Origin of the sequence: Ensifer adhaerens (genome assembly GCF_020035535.1) — a bacterium.
Classification (GTDB): domain Bacteria; phylum Pseudomonadota; class Alphaproteobacteria; order Rhizobiales; family Rhizobiaceae; genus Ensifer.
Genome location: NZ_CP083349.1, coordinates 3,662,000 through 3,678,486, shown reverse-complemented (window position 1 = coordinate 3,678,486; position 16,487 = coordinate 3,662,000). Strand labels below are relative to the sequence as shown.

General features: G+C 62.9%; 13 protein-coding genes and 1 riboswitch. Of the genes, 9 read left to right on the top strand and 4 right to left on the bottom strand.

What is annotated here, in order from left to right; all coding sequences use genetic code 11:
* From LAC81_RS17970 to LAC81_RS17945, 6 genes are all read left to right on the top strand, one after another.
* Entirely contained in the window at window positions 1-726 is a 726-nt protein-coding gene (locus LAC81_RS17970; protein WP_113535381.1) for a beta-ketoacyl-ACP reductase, read from the top strand.
* 679 nt (window positions 727-1,405) lie between these two features.
* Window positions 1,406-4,441: a helicase-related protein gene (locus tag LAC81_RS17965; protein ID WP_223727853.1), complete on the top strand. Its 3,036-nt coding sequence runs from the start codon at window positions 1,406-1,408 to the stop codon at window positions 4,439-4,441.
* 8 nt (window positions 4,442-4,449) lie between these two features.
* A complete protein-coding gene (locus LAC81_RS17960) occupies window positions 4,450-4,863 on the top strand; it encodes an RNA-binding S4 domain-containing protein (RefSeq protein WP_223725884.1) in 414 nt (137 codons plus the stop codon).
* Window positions 4,864-5,169: 306 nt separating this feature from the next.
* Window positions 5,170-5,508 (top strand): ferredoxin FdxA, encoded by a 339-nt coding sequence (gene fdxA, locus LAC81_RS17955; protein ID WP_113535379.1) that lies wholly within the window; start codon window positions 5,170-5,172, stop codon window positions 5,506-5,508.
* 410 nt (window positions 5,509-5,918) lie between these two features.
* Window positions 5,919-6,488 (top strand): CarD family transcriptional regulator, encoded by a 570-nt coding sequence (locus tag LAC81_RS17950; RefSeq protein ID WP_113535378.1) that lies wholly within the window; start codon window positions 5,919-5,921, stop codon window positions 6,486-6,488.
* A gap of 311 nt (window positions 6,489-6,799) precedes the next feature.
* Entirely contained in the window at window positions 6,800-7,666 is an 867-nt protein-coding gene (locus tag LAC81_RS17945) for an RNA polymerase factor sigma-32 (protein WP_113535377.1), read from the top strand.
* A gap of 225 nt (window positions 7,667-7,891) precedes the next feature.
* On the opposite strand, the gene LAC81_RS17940 is transcribed toward LAC81_RS17945, so the two are convergent.
* The 4 genes from LAC81_RS17940 to thiB all read right to left on the bottom strand — a co-directional run bounded on the left by LAC81_RS17940 (window position 7,892) and on the right by thiB (window position 13,086).
* On the bottom strand, window positions 7,892-9,403 hold the full coding sequence (locus LAC81_RS17940; protein ID WP_223725883.1) for a M48 family metalloprotease: 1,512 nt from the start codon (window positions 9,401-9,403) through the stop codon (window positions 7,892-7,894).
* 302 nt (window positions 9,404-9,705) lie between these two features.
* Window positions 9,706-10,425, bottom strand: coding sequence for a thiamine ABC transporter ATP-binding protein (thiQ, locus tag LAC81_RS17935; protein ID WP_223725882.1), 720 nt, complete (start codon window positions 10,423-10,425; stop codon window positions 9,706-9,708).
* Window positions 10,422-12,026, bottom strand: a complete 1,605-nt coding sequence (gene thiP / locus LAC81_RS17930) for a thiamine/thiamine pyrophosphate ABC transporter permease ThiP (RefSeq protein WP_223725881.1) — start codon at window positions 12,024-12,026, stop codon at window positions 10,422-10,424. The genes thiQ and thiP overlap by 4 nt, the downstream gene beginning before the upstream one ends.
* Window positions 12,027-12,057: 31 nt before the next feature.
* Window positions 12,058-13,086, bottom strand: a complete 1,029-nt coding sequence (gene thiB, locus LAC81_RS17925; protein WP_223725880.1) for a thiamine ABC transporter substrate binding subunit — start codon at window positions 13,084-13,086, stop codon at window positions 12,058-12,060.
* Window positions 13,087-13,135: 49 nt separating this feature from the next.
* Window positions 13,136-13,253, bottom strand: a riboswitch (TPP riboswitch).
* Between the two features lie 138 nt (window positions 13,254-13,391).
* On the opposite strand from thiB, the gene LAC81_RS17920 reads away from it, so the two are divergent.
* From LAC81_RS17920 to LAC81_RS17910, 3 genes are all read left to right on the top strand, one after another.
* Window positions 13,392-13,877 (top strand): GNAT family N-acetyltransferase, encoded by a 486-nt coding sequence (locus LAC81_RS17920; RefSeq protein ID WP_223725879.1) that lies wholly within the window; start codon window positions 13,392-13,394, stop codon window positions 13,875-13,877.
* An 84-nt stretch (window positions 13,878-13,961) separates the two neighbouring features.
* Window positions 13,962-14,612 carry a thiamine diphosphokinase gene (locus tag LAC81_RS17915; protein ID WP_113535434.1) on the top strand — a complete coding sequence of 217 codons (651 nt, stop codon included), beginning with the start codon at window positions 13,962-13,964 and terminating at the stop codon, window positions 14,610-14,612.
* A 3-nt stretch (window positions 14,613-14,615) separates the two neighbouring features.
* Window positions 14,616-16,442 carry an ABC-F family ATP-binding cassette domain-containing protein gene (locus LAC81_RS17910; protein ID WP_223725878.1) on the top strand — a complete coding sequence of 609 codons (1,827 nt, stop codon included), beginning with the start codon at window positions 14,616-14,618 and terminating at the stop codon, window positions 16,440-16,442.
* The last annotated feature ends 45 nt before the right edge of the window (window positions 16,443-16,487 follow it).

Sequence of the window (16,487 nt, the reverse complement as noted above, 5' to 3'; positions counted from 1 at the left end):
ATGAGCAGGGTAGCATTGGTCACGGGTGGGTCGCGCGGCATTGGTGCTGCAATTTCCATCGCACTCAAGAATGCCGGCTACAAGGTGGCTGCCAACTATGCCGGCAATGACGAGAAGGCCCAGGCCTTCAAGCAGGAAACCGGCATCCCGGTCTACAAGTGGGACGTTTCCAGTTATCAGGCCTGCGCCGAGGGGATCGCCAAGGTCGAGGCCGATCTCGGCCCGGTCGAGGTACTGGTCAACAACGCGGGCATCACCCGCGATGCGATGTTCCATAAAATGACGCCCGAACAATGGGGCGAGGTGATCGGCACCAACCTTACCGGTCTCTTCAACATGACCCACCCGCTCTGGTCCGCCATGCGCGACCGCGGTTTCGGCCGCGTCATCAACATCTCGTCGATCAACGGCCAGAAGGGCCAGATGGGCCAGGCCAACTATTCGGCGGCCAAGGCTGGCGATCTCGGCTTCACGAAGTCGCTCGCCCAGGAAGGTGCTGCCAAGGGCATCACAGTCAATGCCATCTGCCCGGGCTATATCGGCACGGAAATGGTGCGGGCGGTGCCGGAGAAGGTGCTGAACGAGCGGATCATTCCGCAGATCCCCGTCGGTCGCCTCGGCGAACCGGAAGAAATCGCCCGCTGCGTGGTGTTCCTGGCCTCCGACGATGCCGGCTTCATCACCGGCTCGACGATTTCGGCGAATGGCGGACAGTTTGTCGTCTGATCTTCCCATCTCTCTAGCGTTTTCAAGCGGCGCCCTTCGGGGCGCCGTTCTTATGCGGGGTGGAGGAAGCAGGCGCCTGTTCACCCGCGGGCTTGAATCGCGAAGTTGCGCCCCCGATCGTGTTGCCGGCGCACGGCGTAGACACTATATCTTGTGGAGAACAAAAGCGGAATGATGCGCGGATCACGAGTCGCCATCAGATACGCTCGCATTGGTCGAGGATGCGGAATGCGATTCTCATTCTCCCCATCCGGTGAATCTCCGACGAATTTCGTGAAAAATTTTCCAAGCTTTCCAGAGTCTTGGATTCCGAATCCTTGGACCTGTCTGGCAATGGTACAGCCCGGATCGAGGCGAGTCGTGAGCCCCATGGCATGGAATCCGCACCAGATTCAGCATGTGGTGCAACGTCGGGTGTTGAAATCTATATGTAGTCGTGAACATACAGTGAATCGCGATAAGTCTTCGATTCGTCGCCGATTCGTTCCATGGCTGTTCCGATTCTCGATTGCGCCAACCACAACAGGTGGTGCAATGGGATGAGAGCATAGAACGATGGTTTTAGTTGTCGGCGCCCCTTGCGTTTGGCTCGGTGCGTGGGCATGTGTTTGCCGCCAGCGTGAAAAGACGCTGCCGTAATTTCTGAATGCCCGGGATCGATGACGTGTCCGTTCACCCCATGATCCTGAGCGGCCGCGGCGTAACCGCGGTGCTCGGGCCAACCAATACCGGCAAGACGCACTACGCGATCGAGCGCATGATCGCGCATGAGAGCGGCGTCATAGGCCTGCCGCTGCGCCTCTTGGCGCGCGAGGTCTATACGCGCCTTGTCGAAAGGGTCGGCCACCACAATGTCGCGCTGATCACCGGCGAGGAAAAGATCACGCCGCATCGCGCCCGCTTTTCGGTCTGCACCGTCGAAGCGATGCCGCGCGAGACCACGGCGTCCTTCGTCGCAATCGACGAGGTGCAGCTTGCCGGCGACCTCGAGCGCGGCCACATCTTCACCGACCGGATCTTGCATCTGAGAGGACGGGGAGAGACGCTGCTCTTGGGCGCCGGAACGATGCGGCCGATCCTCGAGCAGCTGCTGCCCGGCATCACCGTCGTCGAGCGGCCGCGTATGTCGCAGCTTCTGTATGCCGGCTCGAAGAAAATCACCCGCCTGCCGCATCGCTCGGCGATCGTCGCCTTCTCCGCCGACGAGGTCTATGCGATCGCCGAGCTGATCCGCCGCCAGCGCGGTGGTGCCGCCGTGGTTCTCGGCGCGCTATCGCCGCGCACCCGCAATGCCCAGGTGGCGCTCTATCAGGAAGGCGATGTCGAATACCTGGTCGCGACCGACGCGATCGGCATGGGGCTCAACCTCGACGTCGATCACGTCGCCTTCGCACAGGACCGCAAATTCGACGGATACCAGTTCCGCAATTTGAATCCGGCCGAGCTTGCGCAGATCGCCGGCCGCGCCGGTCGGCACTTGCGCGATGGCACGTTCGGAGTGACGGGTCGCGTCGATCCTTTCGACAACGAACTGGTCCATCGCATCGAGGCGCACGAGTTCGATCCGGTGAAGGTGCTGCAGTGGCGCTCGAAGGCGTTCGACTATTCGTCGCTTCCCGCCCTGAAGAAGAGCCTCGAAGCAGCGCCAACGGTTCCTGGCCTTGCCCGGGCGCTACCTGCGGTAGACCAGCAAGCGTTCGAACATTTGACCCGCTACCCGGAGGTCGTCGATATCACGACCAATGCCGAGCGCGTGGAAAAACTATGGGAAGCCTGCGCGCTGCCGGACTATCGGCGCATCACGCCCGCGCAGCACGCCGATCTGATCTCGACGATCTACGCAGATCTCGTTCGCCGGGGTGCGGTGAACGAAGATTTCATGGCCGAACAGGTCAGGCGTGCCGATCACACCGACGGCGAGATCGACACACTTTCGGCGCGAATCGCGCAGATCAGAACCTGGACCTATGTGTCGAACCGACCGGGATGGCTGGCCGATCCGACACACTGGCAAGAAAAGACGCGGGAAATTGAAGATCGATTATCCGACGCACTACATGAACGGTTGACGAAACGCTTTGTTGATCGCAGGACATCTGTGCTCATGAAGCGCCTGAGAGAGAATGCTATGCTGGAAGCTGAAATCAGTGTGAATGGTGATGTCTTCGTCGAAGGACACCACGTAGGACAACTAACCGGTTTCCGGTTTACGCTGGCGACCGGTGGCGACGGCCCGGATGCCAAGGCCGTGCAGGGGGCTGCCCAGAAGGCGCTGGCACTCGAGTTCGAGGCGCGGGCTGCACGTCTGCACGCCTCGGGCAACAACGACCTGGCGCTTTCGTCGGACGGTCTGGTGCGCTGGCTCGGCGATCCCGTCGCCCGTCTCGCTGCGAGCGACCACGTCATGCGCCCGCGCGTCATCCTGCTTGCCGACGATCAGCTCCAGGCGAATGCTCGCGAGCACGTCCTGGCGCGCGTCGAGCGTTTCGTGAACCATCACATCGGTACGGTGCTGAAGCCGCTCGACGATATCTCGCGTGCCGAGGATCTCGAAGGCCTGGCCAAGGGCCTTGCGTTCCAGCTCGTCGAAAACCTCGGTGTGCTCTTCCGCCGCGATGTCGCCGACGACGTCAAGTCGCTGGATCAGGACGGTCGCGCTTCGATCCGCAAGTACGGCGTTCGCTTCGGCGCCTACCATATCTTCCTCCCGGCGCTCCTGAAGCCGGCTCCGGCCGAGCTCATCACGCTGCTCTGGGCACTGAAGAACGACGGCCTCGACAAGCCCGGCTACGGCGACCTCATTCCGATGCTCGCCGCCGGTCGCACGTCCGTCGTCACCGATCCGTCCTTCGAGCGGACCTTCTACAAGCTCGCCGGTTTCCGTTTCCTCGGAAAGCGTGCCGTCCGCATCGACATCCTGGAGCGCCTGGCCGATCTCATCCGGCCGTTGCTGCAGTGGAAGCCCGGCGCGCAGCCGCGTCCGGAAGGTGCCTATGACGGCCGCCGCTTCACCGCGACCACGTCGATGCTCTCGATCCTCGGCGCGACGCCCGACGATATGGAAGAGATTCTGAAGGGCCTCGGCTATCGCGCCGACGCAGTCAAGGCCGAGGAGGCTGCAGCCTTCCTCGCCAGCCATGACGGTGCACCGGCCGCAACGGCTGCCGCTTCCGAGCCGGTCGCCGTCGTCGATGACGCTGACGCTGGTGACAGCGCGGTTGAAGTCGAGGCTGCTGCCGCTGAGGCGCCTGCCGCCGAGACTGAAACGGCTGAAGGCGAAGTCGCTACGAGCGAGGCGCAGCCTGCCGAAAGTCAACTCACCGAGGCCGGGGAACCGGTTGAAGCCAAGCCGGTTCTGCTCTGGCGTCCCGGCACCCGTCAGGACAACCAGCGCCAGGGCGGTGGCCGCCACCAGGGCGACCAGCGTCGCGGCGGTCAGCGCCACGGGCATGGTCAAGGCCAGGGCCAGGGCCAGGGCGAAGGACGTGAAGGCGGACGCAAGGGCGGCCCGCCGGCGCGCGGCAAGCGACACGAAGGCGGCAAGTCGGAAGGCGGGCCACGCCAGGACCGCGGCGACCGTCATGAGCGTCACGATCGCGGCGGCAAGCCGAGCCAGGGCAAGTTCGAGGCGCGTCCGCCGCGTCGCGAGAAGCCGGTGGATCCGGATTCGCCCTTCGCCAAGCTCGCTGCGCTCAAGGAGCAGATGAAGAAGTAAGGCAGGTCATGGAAAAACAGCCCGCGTCCAACCCGGCATCGCGCCAGCGTCTCGACAAGTGGCTGTTTTTTACGCGGCTGATCAAATCCCGATCGCTTGCGCAAAAGGCGATCGAGGATGGCCGCGTGGCCGTCAACGACGAGCGCGTGACGCAGTCGTCGTTTCAGGTCAAGGCGGGCGATATGCTTGAACTCGCCCTCGACCGGCGCAATCTGATCGTGCGCGTTCTTGCGCCGGGGGAACGGCGCGGCCCTTACGAGGAAGCGCGGCTTCTTTACGACGATCTCACGCCCGAGCAGCCGAAGGAGAAACGCTCGGCTTTCGATCTCGCTACGCGCGACCGCGGGGCAGGGCGTCCGACGAAGAAGGAACGGCGGGAAACCGATCGGCTGAAACCCGATTTCGATCCGCGCGAGGATTGACGTCCGTCGCGATCTTTCAGATCCGCTCCTTGCGTTTCACGTTCTGATTTTTCGCAGATCGCACCGCAAAAACCACGGCGCACTTTTGCGCAACATGCTTTAGAAAACTCTGCCTTTGACGCGGCGTTTCGCGCATTGAATATTCTTGCAAAGGGCCCATAAAGCCTTTACCTGACAGACCCACGTAGGGTGCATCGGGTTTGCTTCGGCAGCTATGCGCGCCGGACATTCCTAGCATGCGCGGACGACGAGCATCACCATTGATTGCCGTCTGCCATCAAACGTGAGCATTGGCTGGAGTACCTCATGACGTATGTCGTGACCGACAATTGCATTCGCTGCAAGTATACCGACTGTGTCGAAGTCTGCCCCGTGGATTGCTTCTATGAGGGTGAGAATTTTCTCGTCATTCATCCCGACGAGTGCATCGACTGTGGCGTTTGCGAGCCGGAATGTCCTGCCGAGGCGATCAAGCCGGACACCGAGCCGGGCCTTGATATGTGGTTGAAATTGAACGCTGATTTTGCCAGCAAGTGGCCGAACATCACGGTCAAGCGCGACCCGATGCCGGAGGCCAAGGAGATGGACGGCGTCGAAGGCAAATATGACAAGTTCTTCTCGGCTGAGCCGGGTCAGGGCGACTGAGACGGACGATTTCCATCGTTCGTCGAGGCTGACGAAGCAAGAGCGGCCCCGCGCGCCAAACCTGGGGAAAACACGCACTGCGCTCGCAGTTGCGAGAATGGTGGCTTGATGGCTGCCATGCAGCAAATTATTGATTTCGGCACTTTTTTGTGATAGGTTCCTTCTACTGATCCACAGAGGGTGTTTTTGCGCGCCCGAAAACCATCACGAAAGCAAACGATCTCCAAAACGCGGTCTCCCTCTTTACGCAACATGGCTTTGCTCTGTTGTGACCGCATTTCATGAGGCTGTTTGCGTTCCTTGGACGGACCAGGATGTACCCACCCGGCGGTATCCCCGTCTATCCCGGGCCTCACTGACCCGGCCCCGGCCAGAATGGCCGGGTGCGAAACAGGGAGTTTTTGAAACGAATGACGACCCAGCAGAAAAAATCTTCGACACGCCAGGGCTTCAAGACCGGTGAATCGATCGTCTATCCGGCCCACGGTGTTGGCCAGATCGTCGCGATCGAAGAGCAGGAAGTCGCCGGCATGAAGCTTGAGCTTTTTGTCATCGATTTCGAGAAGGACAAGATGCGTCTGAAGGTGCCGGTAGCCAAGGCTGTCAGCATTGGCATGCGTAAGCTGTCCGAAACCGATTTCGTCGATCGCGCGTTGAAGGTTGTGCAGGGCAAGGCTCGCGTGAAGCGCACCATGTGGTCGCGCCGCGCCCAGGAATACGATGCCAAGATCAATTCCGGCGACCTGATTTCCATCGCTGAGGTCGTCCGCGATCTCTATCGCGCCGAAAACCAGCCGGAACAGTCCTATTCCGAACGCCAGCTCTATGAAGCTGCCCTCGACCGCATGGCGCGCGAAATCGCTGCCGTCAACAAGATGTCGGAGACCGAAGCCGTTCGCCTCGTCGAGGCTAACCTCAGCAAGGGTCCGAAGCGTGGCAAGTCGATCGAAGAAGACGACGCCCAGGACGAAGCCGCTTAAGCGCGTTTCGCCCGAAATCAGTACCTGCAAAAAGCCCGGCCGTCGTGCCGGGCTTTTTCTTTGACCGAATGGAACCTTTCGCGCCAACGCGCATTTACATTAGCCGGCAGAAATGCGCCGCTTTCGCGCCGGGCGATCTTGGTTCTGTGATCCATCACCGTTCAGGTTCGTGACTTGGAAGTTAGGGCGCCGCGTCGTTTCTTCAAGTTTCGACGTCGCGGCGCGAGACGCCCCTGCTGCCGGACGCCTCATCCGTCTGGCCTTTTGGACTTCACGCGCAATGGCGCCCGGCGCCAGTCACGGAGTGATCGATGAAGACTCTCACTGCAGACCGGCGGATGATCAAGATCGCAATGGAAGCGCCCTATCTCGAGCGCGACGAGGAGCACGCGCTGGCACAGGCGTGGCGAAACGACCATGATCAGGAAGCCCGCAACAAGATCGCCATGTCGCACATGCGGCTGGTGATTTCGATGGCCGCGAAATTCCGCAACTTCGGCCTGCCGATGGGCGACCTGGTCCAGGAAGGTCATATCGGCTTGCTGGAAGCGGCCGCCCGCTTCGAGCCGAGCCGCGAAGTGCGTTTCTCGACCTACGCGACCTGGTGGATCCGGGCATCGATGCAGGACTATGTCCTGCGCAATTGGTCGATCGTGCGGGGCGGAACGAGTTCGGCCCAGAAGGCCCTGTTCTTCAATCTGCGGCGCTTGCGCGCGCGTCTGGCCCAGGGCGACCGGCAGCTTACATCGCAGGCGATGCATGAAGAGATCGCGGCGGCCCTGGGTGTCAGCATCGCCGATGTGCAGACTATGGATGCCCGGCTTTCCGGTAGCGACACCTCGTTGCAAGCGCCCGTCGGCGGCGCCGATTCCGATGGCGGCGAGCGGCTGGATTTCCTCGCCAGCGATGCGCCCCTGCCGGACGAACAGGTCAGCGACATGATTGACGGAGAGCGCGCCCGAGTGTGGCTGCGCGATGCGCTGGGTGCCTTGACCGAAAGGGAAATGCGGATCATCCGCGCACGGCGACTGTCAGAGGATGGTGCGACGCTCGAAGAGCTCGGCCTCGATCTTGGCATTTCCAAGGAACGAGTGCGACAGATCGAAACCCGGGCGCTCGAAAAGCTGAGAGCTGCGCTTGCGACAAAGGCGCCAGCCCTGACCGCTGGCATCCACTGAAGCGCGTCGCGATCTTTCCGGCGCAACCCCGCTTTGGCCTTTGATTGCTCACGTGCCGTATCGCGAGCCGGCCGCATTCATGCGCGGCATGCATTGGTAGCGTTCGCAGGGGCTTCCCCGCCGCAAATCGGCCTGTGATGCGTTCGCGGTGCGCTGCCCCGCACAAACTCGACGCACGCGGTGGCCTGTTGTGGGGCTTCCTCGCCTACGCTCACGACCACTGGCTTATTCAGAAACGATCTTGACCTTGTCGCCCGGCTTCACCGTCGAGGTGACCTGCATCGCATTGATCACCCGGAACAGGTCGAACTTGCGATCCGTGCCCATCATGCGGGCGGAAAGCGTCGCGATCGTTTCGCCAGGTCTTACCGTCACGACGCGGATGCGCAGCGGTTTCAAGGACTGGGCCTCGCCCTGCGTCATGCGACGGAACGAGCTGCGCAGCTGGTTCGCGGTCGGCTCCAGTGCATTCGAACCTTTGGGAACGGCGGTCAGGAAGCGGTAGATGCGGCTGTCGATGCGGATGACCGTGACATCGAAATCCCAGCGATCGGCCGAGGCACGCGCGGTTGCAGCTTCCAAGCCATTGACGTTGATCGGCTTGATCGTGTCGGGCTGCAGGCCGGTGACCCAGCCGCTGGCGATATAGTCGGTCAGGCTGCGTCCACCCGTGTCCGCCACCCCGTCGAAACGCACGGCGATATCGCCGGGTCCGGTCGCCAGAACCGCCTCCGCCTTGTTGTCGATCTGGAAGCCGGTCGGGACCTCGAAGCGGATGCCGAGCTGACCATGCAGGAAGGTCTGGCCGCGGACATAGCCTTCCTGGGGGCTGTCGCCGTAGAGCAGGCCGTCGATGCCGGCGAGGTAATAGTCGCGACCGCGATCGCCGCTGGTGCCTTCCGGGCCGAAGGCACGGGCGTGGCGGCGTGCGAGATCGACGCGCTGCGGCGCGTTCGGATGGCTCGACAGGAAGTCGAGGCTCTGGTCGGATTCCGGGTCGACGGCCGTAAAGCGGCTATAGGCGGCCATCGAATCCAGGAAGCGTGCGGCCGCGTAGGGATCGTAGCCGGCTTCGCCGAGCATGCGTACGCCGATGACGTCAGCCTGGAGCTCCTGGTTGCGCGAGAAGGCTGCGAGCCTCAGCTTGCCGCGGGCGAGCGCCTGCTTGCCGGCGAGATCGGACGACAGCACTTCGGAGACCACGCGGCTGGCGATGACTTCCGCTTCTTCGCGCTGCTGGCGCTCGATGCCATGGTTGGCGGTGACGTGCGCCATCTCGTGCGAGAGGACGGCGGCGACCTCGGAGGCATCGTTGGCAAGCGCGAGCAGGCCGCGGGTGACGTAGAGATAGCCACCCGGCAACGCAAAGGCGTTGATTGCCGGCGAATTCAGGATGGTAATGCGGTAGGACTGCTGCGGGTTTTCCGAGACGGCGGTCAGCGCGCCGGCGATGCGGGCGACCAGCCGTTCCGTCTTGGCATCCTTGTATTCGCCGCCATAGCTTGCAACGATGCGCGGATGTTCGCGTGCGCCCATCTTGGCGCGGGGATCGTTCTTCTGAACCTCGTCGACAATCTGCGGATTGGACGAGGGCGAAACCGTCGGCTCGTAGGATTGCTCGATCACAGACTGGCATGCGGAGAGAAGCGTGGCCGCAAGCAATGCAACCACGACGCGTCCACGCAGCCGCCCGCGCTTCGGCGGGAACCGGTCGTGTGTGACTGTATGCCTCTCCATGCCTCAGCCCGTTTCCCGTCTGCCGCTCCGCCCGCATGCGGCGGGTCGATGGAGCGACAGCGTTGAAAGTCCTACTTTTTCAGTCCGGCAGCGTTGCTCCGCCGCGACTGTTCAGCCCTGGTCTTGCTGTATCTGATTTCAGCGCCACCTGCCTAGTTTGTCTCGGTAGAAATAGTTGCCCCGTGGTATCACGGCAACGGATGCGCGAATATTCACGCCTTCGCCGGATATTTCGCGCGTCGCATGGCGCCGCGGTCAAATTGTGGCAATCGGCTGGGGGCGACGAGAAACGAGGCCCTCCTTCAGGCGTTGCCAAGAAAACGGTCGACTGCCGCATTGTCACGCCGCTCCAGGAAGCGGTCGAGTGTATCGTGTGCAATGATACGCCCCTGGTCGAGAAAAAGCACGCTATCGGCCAGCGCCTTCACGTCTTCGGGATGGTGCGTGATCATCAGGATGGTGTTGCCTTCTTCCGCGTGAAGCTCGCCAAGGAGCGTACGCATGCCGGCGCGCATTCCGGGGTCGAGGGCCGCAAAAGGTTCATCCAGCAAGAGGATGGGGCGACGCCGCACGAGCGCGCGGGCGAGCGCGACCCGCTGGCGTTCACCGCCGGACAGCGTGGGCGGCAGTCGTCGTTCGAAGCCTTCAAGTCCCACGCGGCAAAGTGCCTCCTCGATCCTCTTGCGGTCTTCGTCCGTCAGGCGAAGCGCCGGGTTGATGCCCAGGCCGACATTGGTCGCGACATCGAGATGGGCAAAGAGATTGTTGTCCTGGAAGATCATCGAGACCGGGCGCTCCGAAGGTGCCTGGTTGCCAGCCTGCTGGCCGAGGATATGGACCTCGCCCTGGTCGGGATCCTCAAAGCCGGCGATCAGGTGAAAGAGCGTCGACTTGCCGGAACCGGAGGCGCCGGCAACGGCGACGATGCCACCGGCCGCGATTGTGCAATCGAAGCGTAGCGTGGTCGTTTCGAAGCGAACTTCGACATTGCGCAGTTCGATGGCAGGGTTGGGCTCGGTCATGCTTTGCGTCCTTGCCGCCGGCGGACGTCTTCCGCCGTGCCGAGGATGGTGAAGATCAGGCAGAGAAGCCCGAGGAAGAGGGCAAGGCCAGCCGCATCGGCGGTGCGGTAGCTGCCCATCCGGCTATAGAGCAGCCAGGGAAGCGTCACCATGTCCTGCGAGCCGAAGAGGGCCACCGCGCCGAGATCGCCGAGCGATAGCGCCATGGCAAAGGAGAGCGCCATCAGCAACGGTTTGCGAAGGGCGGGAAGATCGATCCATCGCAGGCGATGAAACCCGCGGATGCCGAGGCTTGCCGTCAGCCGTTCGGAGCGCGCCGCGTGCGTGGCCATGGCCGGCGCGAGGATCCGGTGGACGAAGGGGAGGGCCATCAGGGCATTGATCGCCACGACGACGACAGGCGCAAAGCGCGCGACATCGCCGAAGGGGCGGAGAAGCAGGAACCAGCCGGCGCCGAGCACGACTGGCGGCACCAGCAGGATCAGTGAGGTGCTGGCGCCGATCGTGTCGGCAAAGCCGCGTGCCAACGTACCTGTGTGGCGTGGGGCGGTAACCGTGGCCGCAGCACGGATCATCACGGCTGCCATGGCGACGGAGGCGAGCGCCGAGGCAAGCGCGATCGAAGCGCTCGTCACCAGTGCCCGATGCACGTTCGGATCGCGCGCAAGCTTGAGGAGATCGGCCTGCAGGCCCGAGACGACGACCGCGATCAACGGGGCAATGAGGAAGAGCAGTGCGAGGATGATCCAGGCGCTATCGTTTAGCCGTGCGACGGGCCTTGCGCCATCGAAGCGGCGAACCGCGCGACCGCCGGTCACGCCCTCTTCCGGCTCCGTTGCCAGACGTCGCAGAATGAGGAGCAGGGCGCCGGTCATGGCGATCTGCAGCCCGGATAGCGCGATCGCACGCGGTGGGTCGAAATCGAAGCGCAGGGCCTGGTAGATCGCGACCTCGATGGTGCTAGCCGCAGGACCGCCGCCAAGCGTCAGCACGAGCGTGAAGCTGGTGGCGCAGAGCATGAAGACGAGGCCGGCCGCGCCCGGCAGCAAGCCACGCAGGACAGGCCATTCAATAAAGCGGAATAGCGCACGGGAGGGCATGCCGAGATTGGCGGCGCTGCGCCAGTATTCGGCGGGAATACGTTCAAGCCCGGCCAGGAACAGGCGTGCTGCCAGCGGCATGTTGAAGAAGACATGCGCGAGCAGGATGCCGAACAGGCCATAGATGCTGATTGGTTGCTCGAGGCCGAGCCAGCGCAGGCCGGAGTTGAAGAAGCCCTGGCGTCCCCAGATCTCGATCAGACCGAGCGCGCCGACGAGAACGGGCAGGCCGAGTGGCAGCGCCATAAGCCGCAACAGCCAGATACGACCGAAGAACCGGGGCCGCCGCGCCAGCGCCCGCGCCACAGGAATGGCGAACAGCATCGACAGGAGCGTCGAAAGGGTTGCCTGCAGCAGCGTGAAGCGGGTGACGCGCCAGATATAGGCGTCGAACAGGTTGCCTTCGTTCGTGCCGCCGGTTTGGGCGAGCAAGGCTACGATCGCCAGGCCGACGAAGAGCAGGAAGGCGCCGAGGCAGAGCGCCCCGGCGACAACAGTCATGCGGTTTTCGCGCAGTGCGAACAATCCGGCCTCAGCTCTTGCTCATGCCGGCAAGCCATTCGTCGATCCAGGCCTTGCGGTTCTTCGCGACTTCTTCCGACGGCAGCAGGAAGGTCTTCTCCGGATTGACCAGCTTGTTGAAGGCATCCGGCAGCGGCTCGCTGGTGACGCCGACCGGCATCATCCAGTTGGTCGTCGGGATGATCGACTGGAACTCCGGCCCGGTCATGAAGCTCAGGAACTGTTTTGCCAGGTCCGGCTCCTTGGCATGCTTGGTCATGCCGGCGACTTCGATCTGGATGTAGTGGCCTTCGGAGAAGGCCGCCGCCTGGTAGCGCTCGGTGTTTTCCGCGACCATGTGATAGGCCGGCGAGGTGGTGTAGGAGAGCACCATCGGTGCTTCGCCCTTGGTGAAGAGGCCGTACGCTTCCGACCAGCCGGGAGTGACGGTCAGAACGCGGTCCTTGAGCTTAGCCCAGGCAGCGCCGGCCTCGTCGCCATAGACGGCCTTGACCCAGAGCAGCAGGCCGAGGCCCGGCGTCGAGGTGCGCGGGTCCTCGATGACGATCTTCTGTGACGGGTCGCCTTCGACGAGCTCCTTCAGACTCTTCGGTGGCGTCTTCAACGTTTCGGTATCGTAGACGACGGCGAAGTGGCCGTAATCATAGGGAAGGAAGGTATCGTCGGAGAAGCCGCCCGGAACCTTCAGCTCCTTGGCATCGACGCCGTGCGGCGCGAAGAAGCCGGTCGCCTTGGCTTCCGCCACGAGGTTGGTATCGAGGCCGAGCACGATGTCGGCCTTCGAGGCGTCGCCTTCGAGCTTCAGGCGGGTGAGCAATTCGACACCATCGGCGACGCCGACATAATTGACCTTGCACTCGCAGGTCTTTTCGAAGGCTTCCGCCACCTTGGCGCCCGGGCCCCATTCGGTGATGAAGCTCTCATAGGTATAGACCGTCAGCGTCTTGTCGGCTGCCGTTGCATGGTGGGCGAAGACGAGACTTGCGGTAGCAGCCAGAGCTAGCCGGCTAAACAGTTTGTGTTGCGATAAATTGGACATGGCAGGCACCTCTCCCAAAGTTCGTTGTTGCATGGGAAAAGGGCGTATCGATCCGATCGCGTCTAATCCCTCCGCCGGTATGAGCCGGATCAGGTTCCGCGGGTTGGCGTTGCACGCCTCTCAGCCTCCGGCCGCTATGCGGTCGGGAGGCACCCCGTTAGAGCGGCAAAAGATTTACCGCCACGCTGGTTCCATGGCAAGCGATGTTTGGGGGGAGCCGAAAGTGGCGCCTTGGAGCGGGGCATTGGCTCGTATTTGCGTAAGCCGCCAACTGCGCTACACCACTGCAGCGAGGAGGAAACGCCATGCCAGATATGCTCGTTCGACTTTACGCCCTGCCGTCTCACCCTCAGTCGAGGCTTGGAGCGGGTATCAGCATTCGCCGTGCCATGGCGCCGGAGCGCCGCCTGGTCGTCTCCTGGATCGAGAAGACCTTTGGTGCCGGCTGGGCGGGCGAGGCGGAAGCGGCCTTCTCTTCCACCCCGACGCGCATGCATGTCGCGGTGCACGAGGAAAAGATCGTCGGCTTTGCGTGCCACGACGTGACCGCGCTCGGCTTCTTCGGTCCGACTGGCGTCGATGAAGGCATGCGCGGCCAGGGGATTGGCGAGGCGCTGCTGATCGCCAGCCTGACGGCGATGCGCGAGGCCGGCTATGGCTATGCAGTCATCGGCGGCGTCGGACCGGCGAAGTTCTACGAGCGGGTAGCCGGTGCGTTCGAGATTCCGGATTCGACCCCGGGCATCTATGCCGGCATGCTGTTTCCAGATCCGGTGCCGGAAGGGCACTGACGGCTTCAGCAAAATTTCGAGAACCGGTCGTCCAACGGTTTTCTTCGTTTTCCTTCCGCGGTCCTTTGCGCTATGGGCTTTGCCATGGCTCGATCGACCTTCACCATTCTGCTTGGCGGCGCCCTTTCGCTGACCGACCGGCTGACACGACAGCTGAGCGGAAGCCGCTTCGTTGCAGCTGACGGCGGCATGCGCCATGCCCGTTTGCTCGGCGTCGTACCCGATGTCTGGGTCGGCGATTTCGATTCGACCGAAGACGCGTTGCTTTCCGAGTTCGCCTCCGTTCCACGCGAGCCCTATCCGGCGGCAAAGGCGGCGACGGATGGCGAGATCGCGGTTGAGGCAGCGCTATCGCGCGGCGCCGATCGGCTGATTTTCGCGGGCGCGCTCGGCGGCACCCGCAGCGACCACGCCTTCATGCATCTGCTGCATGCTGTCGCCCTTGCCGAGCGTGGGCTTCCGGTGCTGATGACCTCGGGCGAGGAAGAGGCCTATCCGCTGCTTGCCGGTCCGCTCGAGCTCGACCTGCCGAAGGGTTGCCTCTTCTCGGTGCTAGGTCTGACCGAACTTACCGGCCTTTCGATCGTCAATGCGCGCTATCCGCTCGACGATTTCACCCTGCCGTTCGGCTCGTCCCGAACCGTTTCCAACGTTGCGGAGGGTCCCCTTCGCTTCACTCTCAAGAGCGGTCGCGCCATCGTGCTTGCCCGCCCCTATGATCTTTCCGGAGCCTGAGCCTTGGCGCCTCCCATTCTGAAACTCGACGATATCTTCCTTACCTTTGGCGGCACGCCGCTTCTGGCCGGCGCGAACCTGCAAGTGGAGCCGGGTGACCGCATCTGCCTGGTCGGGCGCAACGGCTCGGGCAAGTCGACGCTGATGAAGATCGCCGCCGGGCTTGCAGAGGCGCAGTCGGGCGAGGTGTTCCGTCATCCGTCGGCGACCATCCGCTATCTGCACCAGGCGCCGGATTTCGACGGCTACGACACGGTGCAGGCCTATGCCGAGGCGGGCCTGGGGCCGAGCGACGACCCGTTTCGCGTCGCCTATCTGCTGCAGCATCTGGGGCTGACAGGCGAAGAGGACCCGAAGCAGCTCTCGGGCGGCGAAGCGCGCCGGGCAGCGCTCGCCCGCGTCATGGCGCCGGAGCCGGATATCCTGCTGCTCGACGAGCCGACCAACCATCTCGATCTGCCGACGATCGAATGGCTGGAAGACGAACTGACCCGCAGCCGCTCGGCGCTCGTCTTGATCTCGCACGACCGGCGCTTTCTGGAGAAGGTGTCGACGGCCACCGTCTGGCTCGATCGCGGCCAGTCGCGCCGGCTCGATCGCGGTTTTGGCCATTTCGAGGCGTGGCGCGACGAGGTGCTTGAGGCCGAAGAGCTGGAACAGCACAAGCTCGGCAAGGCGATCGAGCGCGAGGAGCACTGGCTGCGCTACGGCGTGACGGCCCGGCGCAAGCGCAACATGCGTCGCCTCGGCGAGCTGCAGAATATGCGGGCCGTCTATCGCGGCCACAAGGGGCCGCAGGGGACAGTGCAGGCGACGGCCGCCGACGCCAAGGAATCGGGTAAGCTGGTGATCGAGGCCGAGAAGATCAGCAAGGCCTATGGGGACCGCACCATCGTTGCGCCCTTTTCGATCCGGGTGCATCGGGGCGACCGTATCGGTCTTGTCGGTCCGAACGGTGCCGGCAAGACGACGCTCCTGAAAATGCTGACCGGTCAGACCGAGCCGGATACCGGTACGGTCAAGCTCGGCACCAATCTCGAAATGGCGACACTCGACCAGAAGCGCGAAGATCTCAATCTGGACGACACGCTGGCGCATTACCTGACGGACGGGCGCGGCGAGAGCCTGCTGGTCAATGGCGAACAGCGCCACGTCACCGGCTACATGAAGGATTTCCTGTTCCAGCCGGAGCAGGCACGCACGCCGATCCGTGAGCTCTCGGGCGGCGAGCGGGCAAGGCTGATGCTGGCGCGCATCCTGGCGCGGGCGACGAATCTTCTGATCCTCGACGAGCCGACCAACGACCTCGACATCGAAACGCTCGACCTCCTGCAGGAGATTGTCGCCGGGTTTGCCGGAACGGTCATCCTCGTCAGCCACGACCGTGACTTCCTCGACCGCACCGTCACCTCGACGATCGCGCCGGCGAACCCGGATGCGCCGGATGGACGCTGGATCGAATATGCCGGCGGTTATTCCGACATGATGACGCAGCGCAAGGGTGCGATTGAAGAGAAGCGCAGGGCCGAAAAGGCGGAAAAGGCCAAGGCTGATGCAGCTGCGCCCGCCGCCGAAGCGCCGAAGGCGGCCAAGGGCAAGCTTTCCTACAAGCAGAAATTCGCGCTTGAAAATCTGCCGAAGGAAATTGCCAAGGCGGAGGCCGAGGCCGCCAAGCGCGAAGAAAAGATGGCCGATCCCAACCTTTTCACAAAAGATCCAAATGCTTTTGCGAAGCTCGCGCAGGAACTGGAGAAACTTCGTGCGGATCTTGCCCGCATGGAAGAGGAATGGCTGGAACTCGAAATGCTGCGTGAGGAGCTCGAGGGCTAAGCCACAGCCACTGGTGCGTTGAATGGCATCAAATGATATGATAAG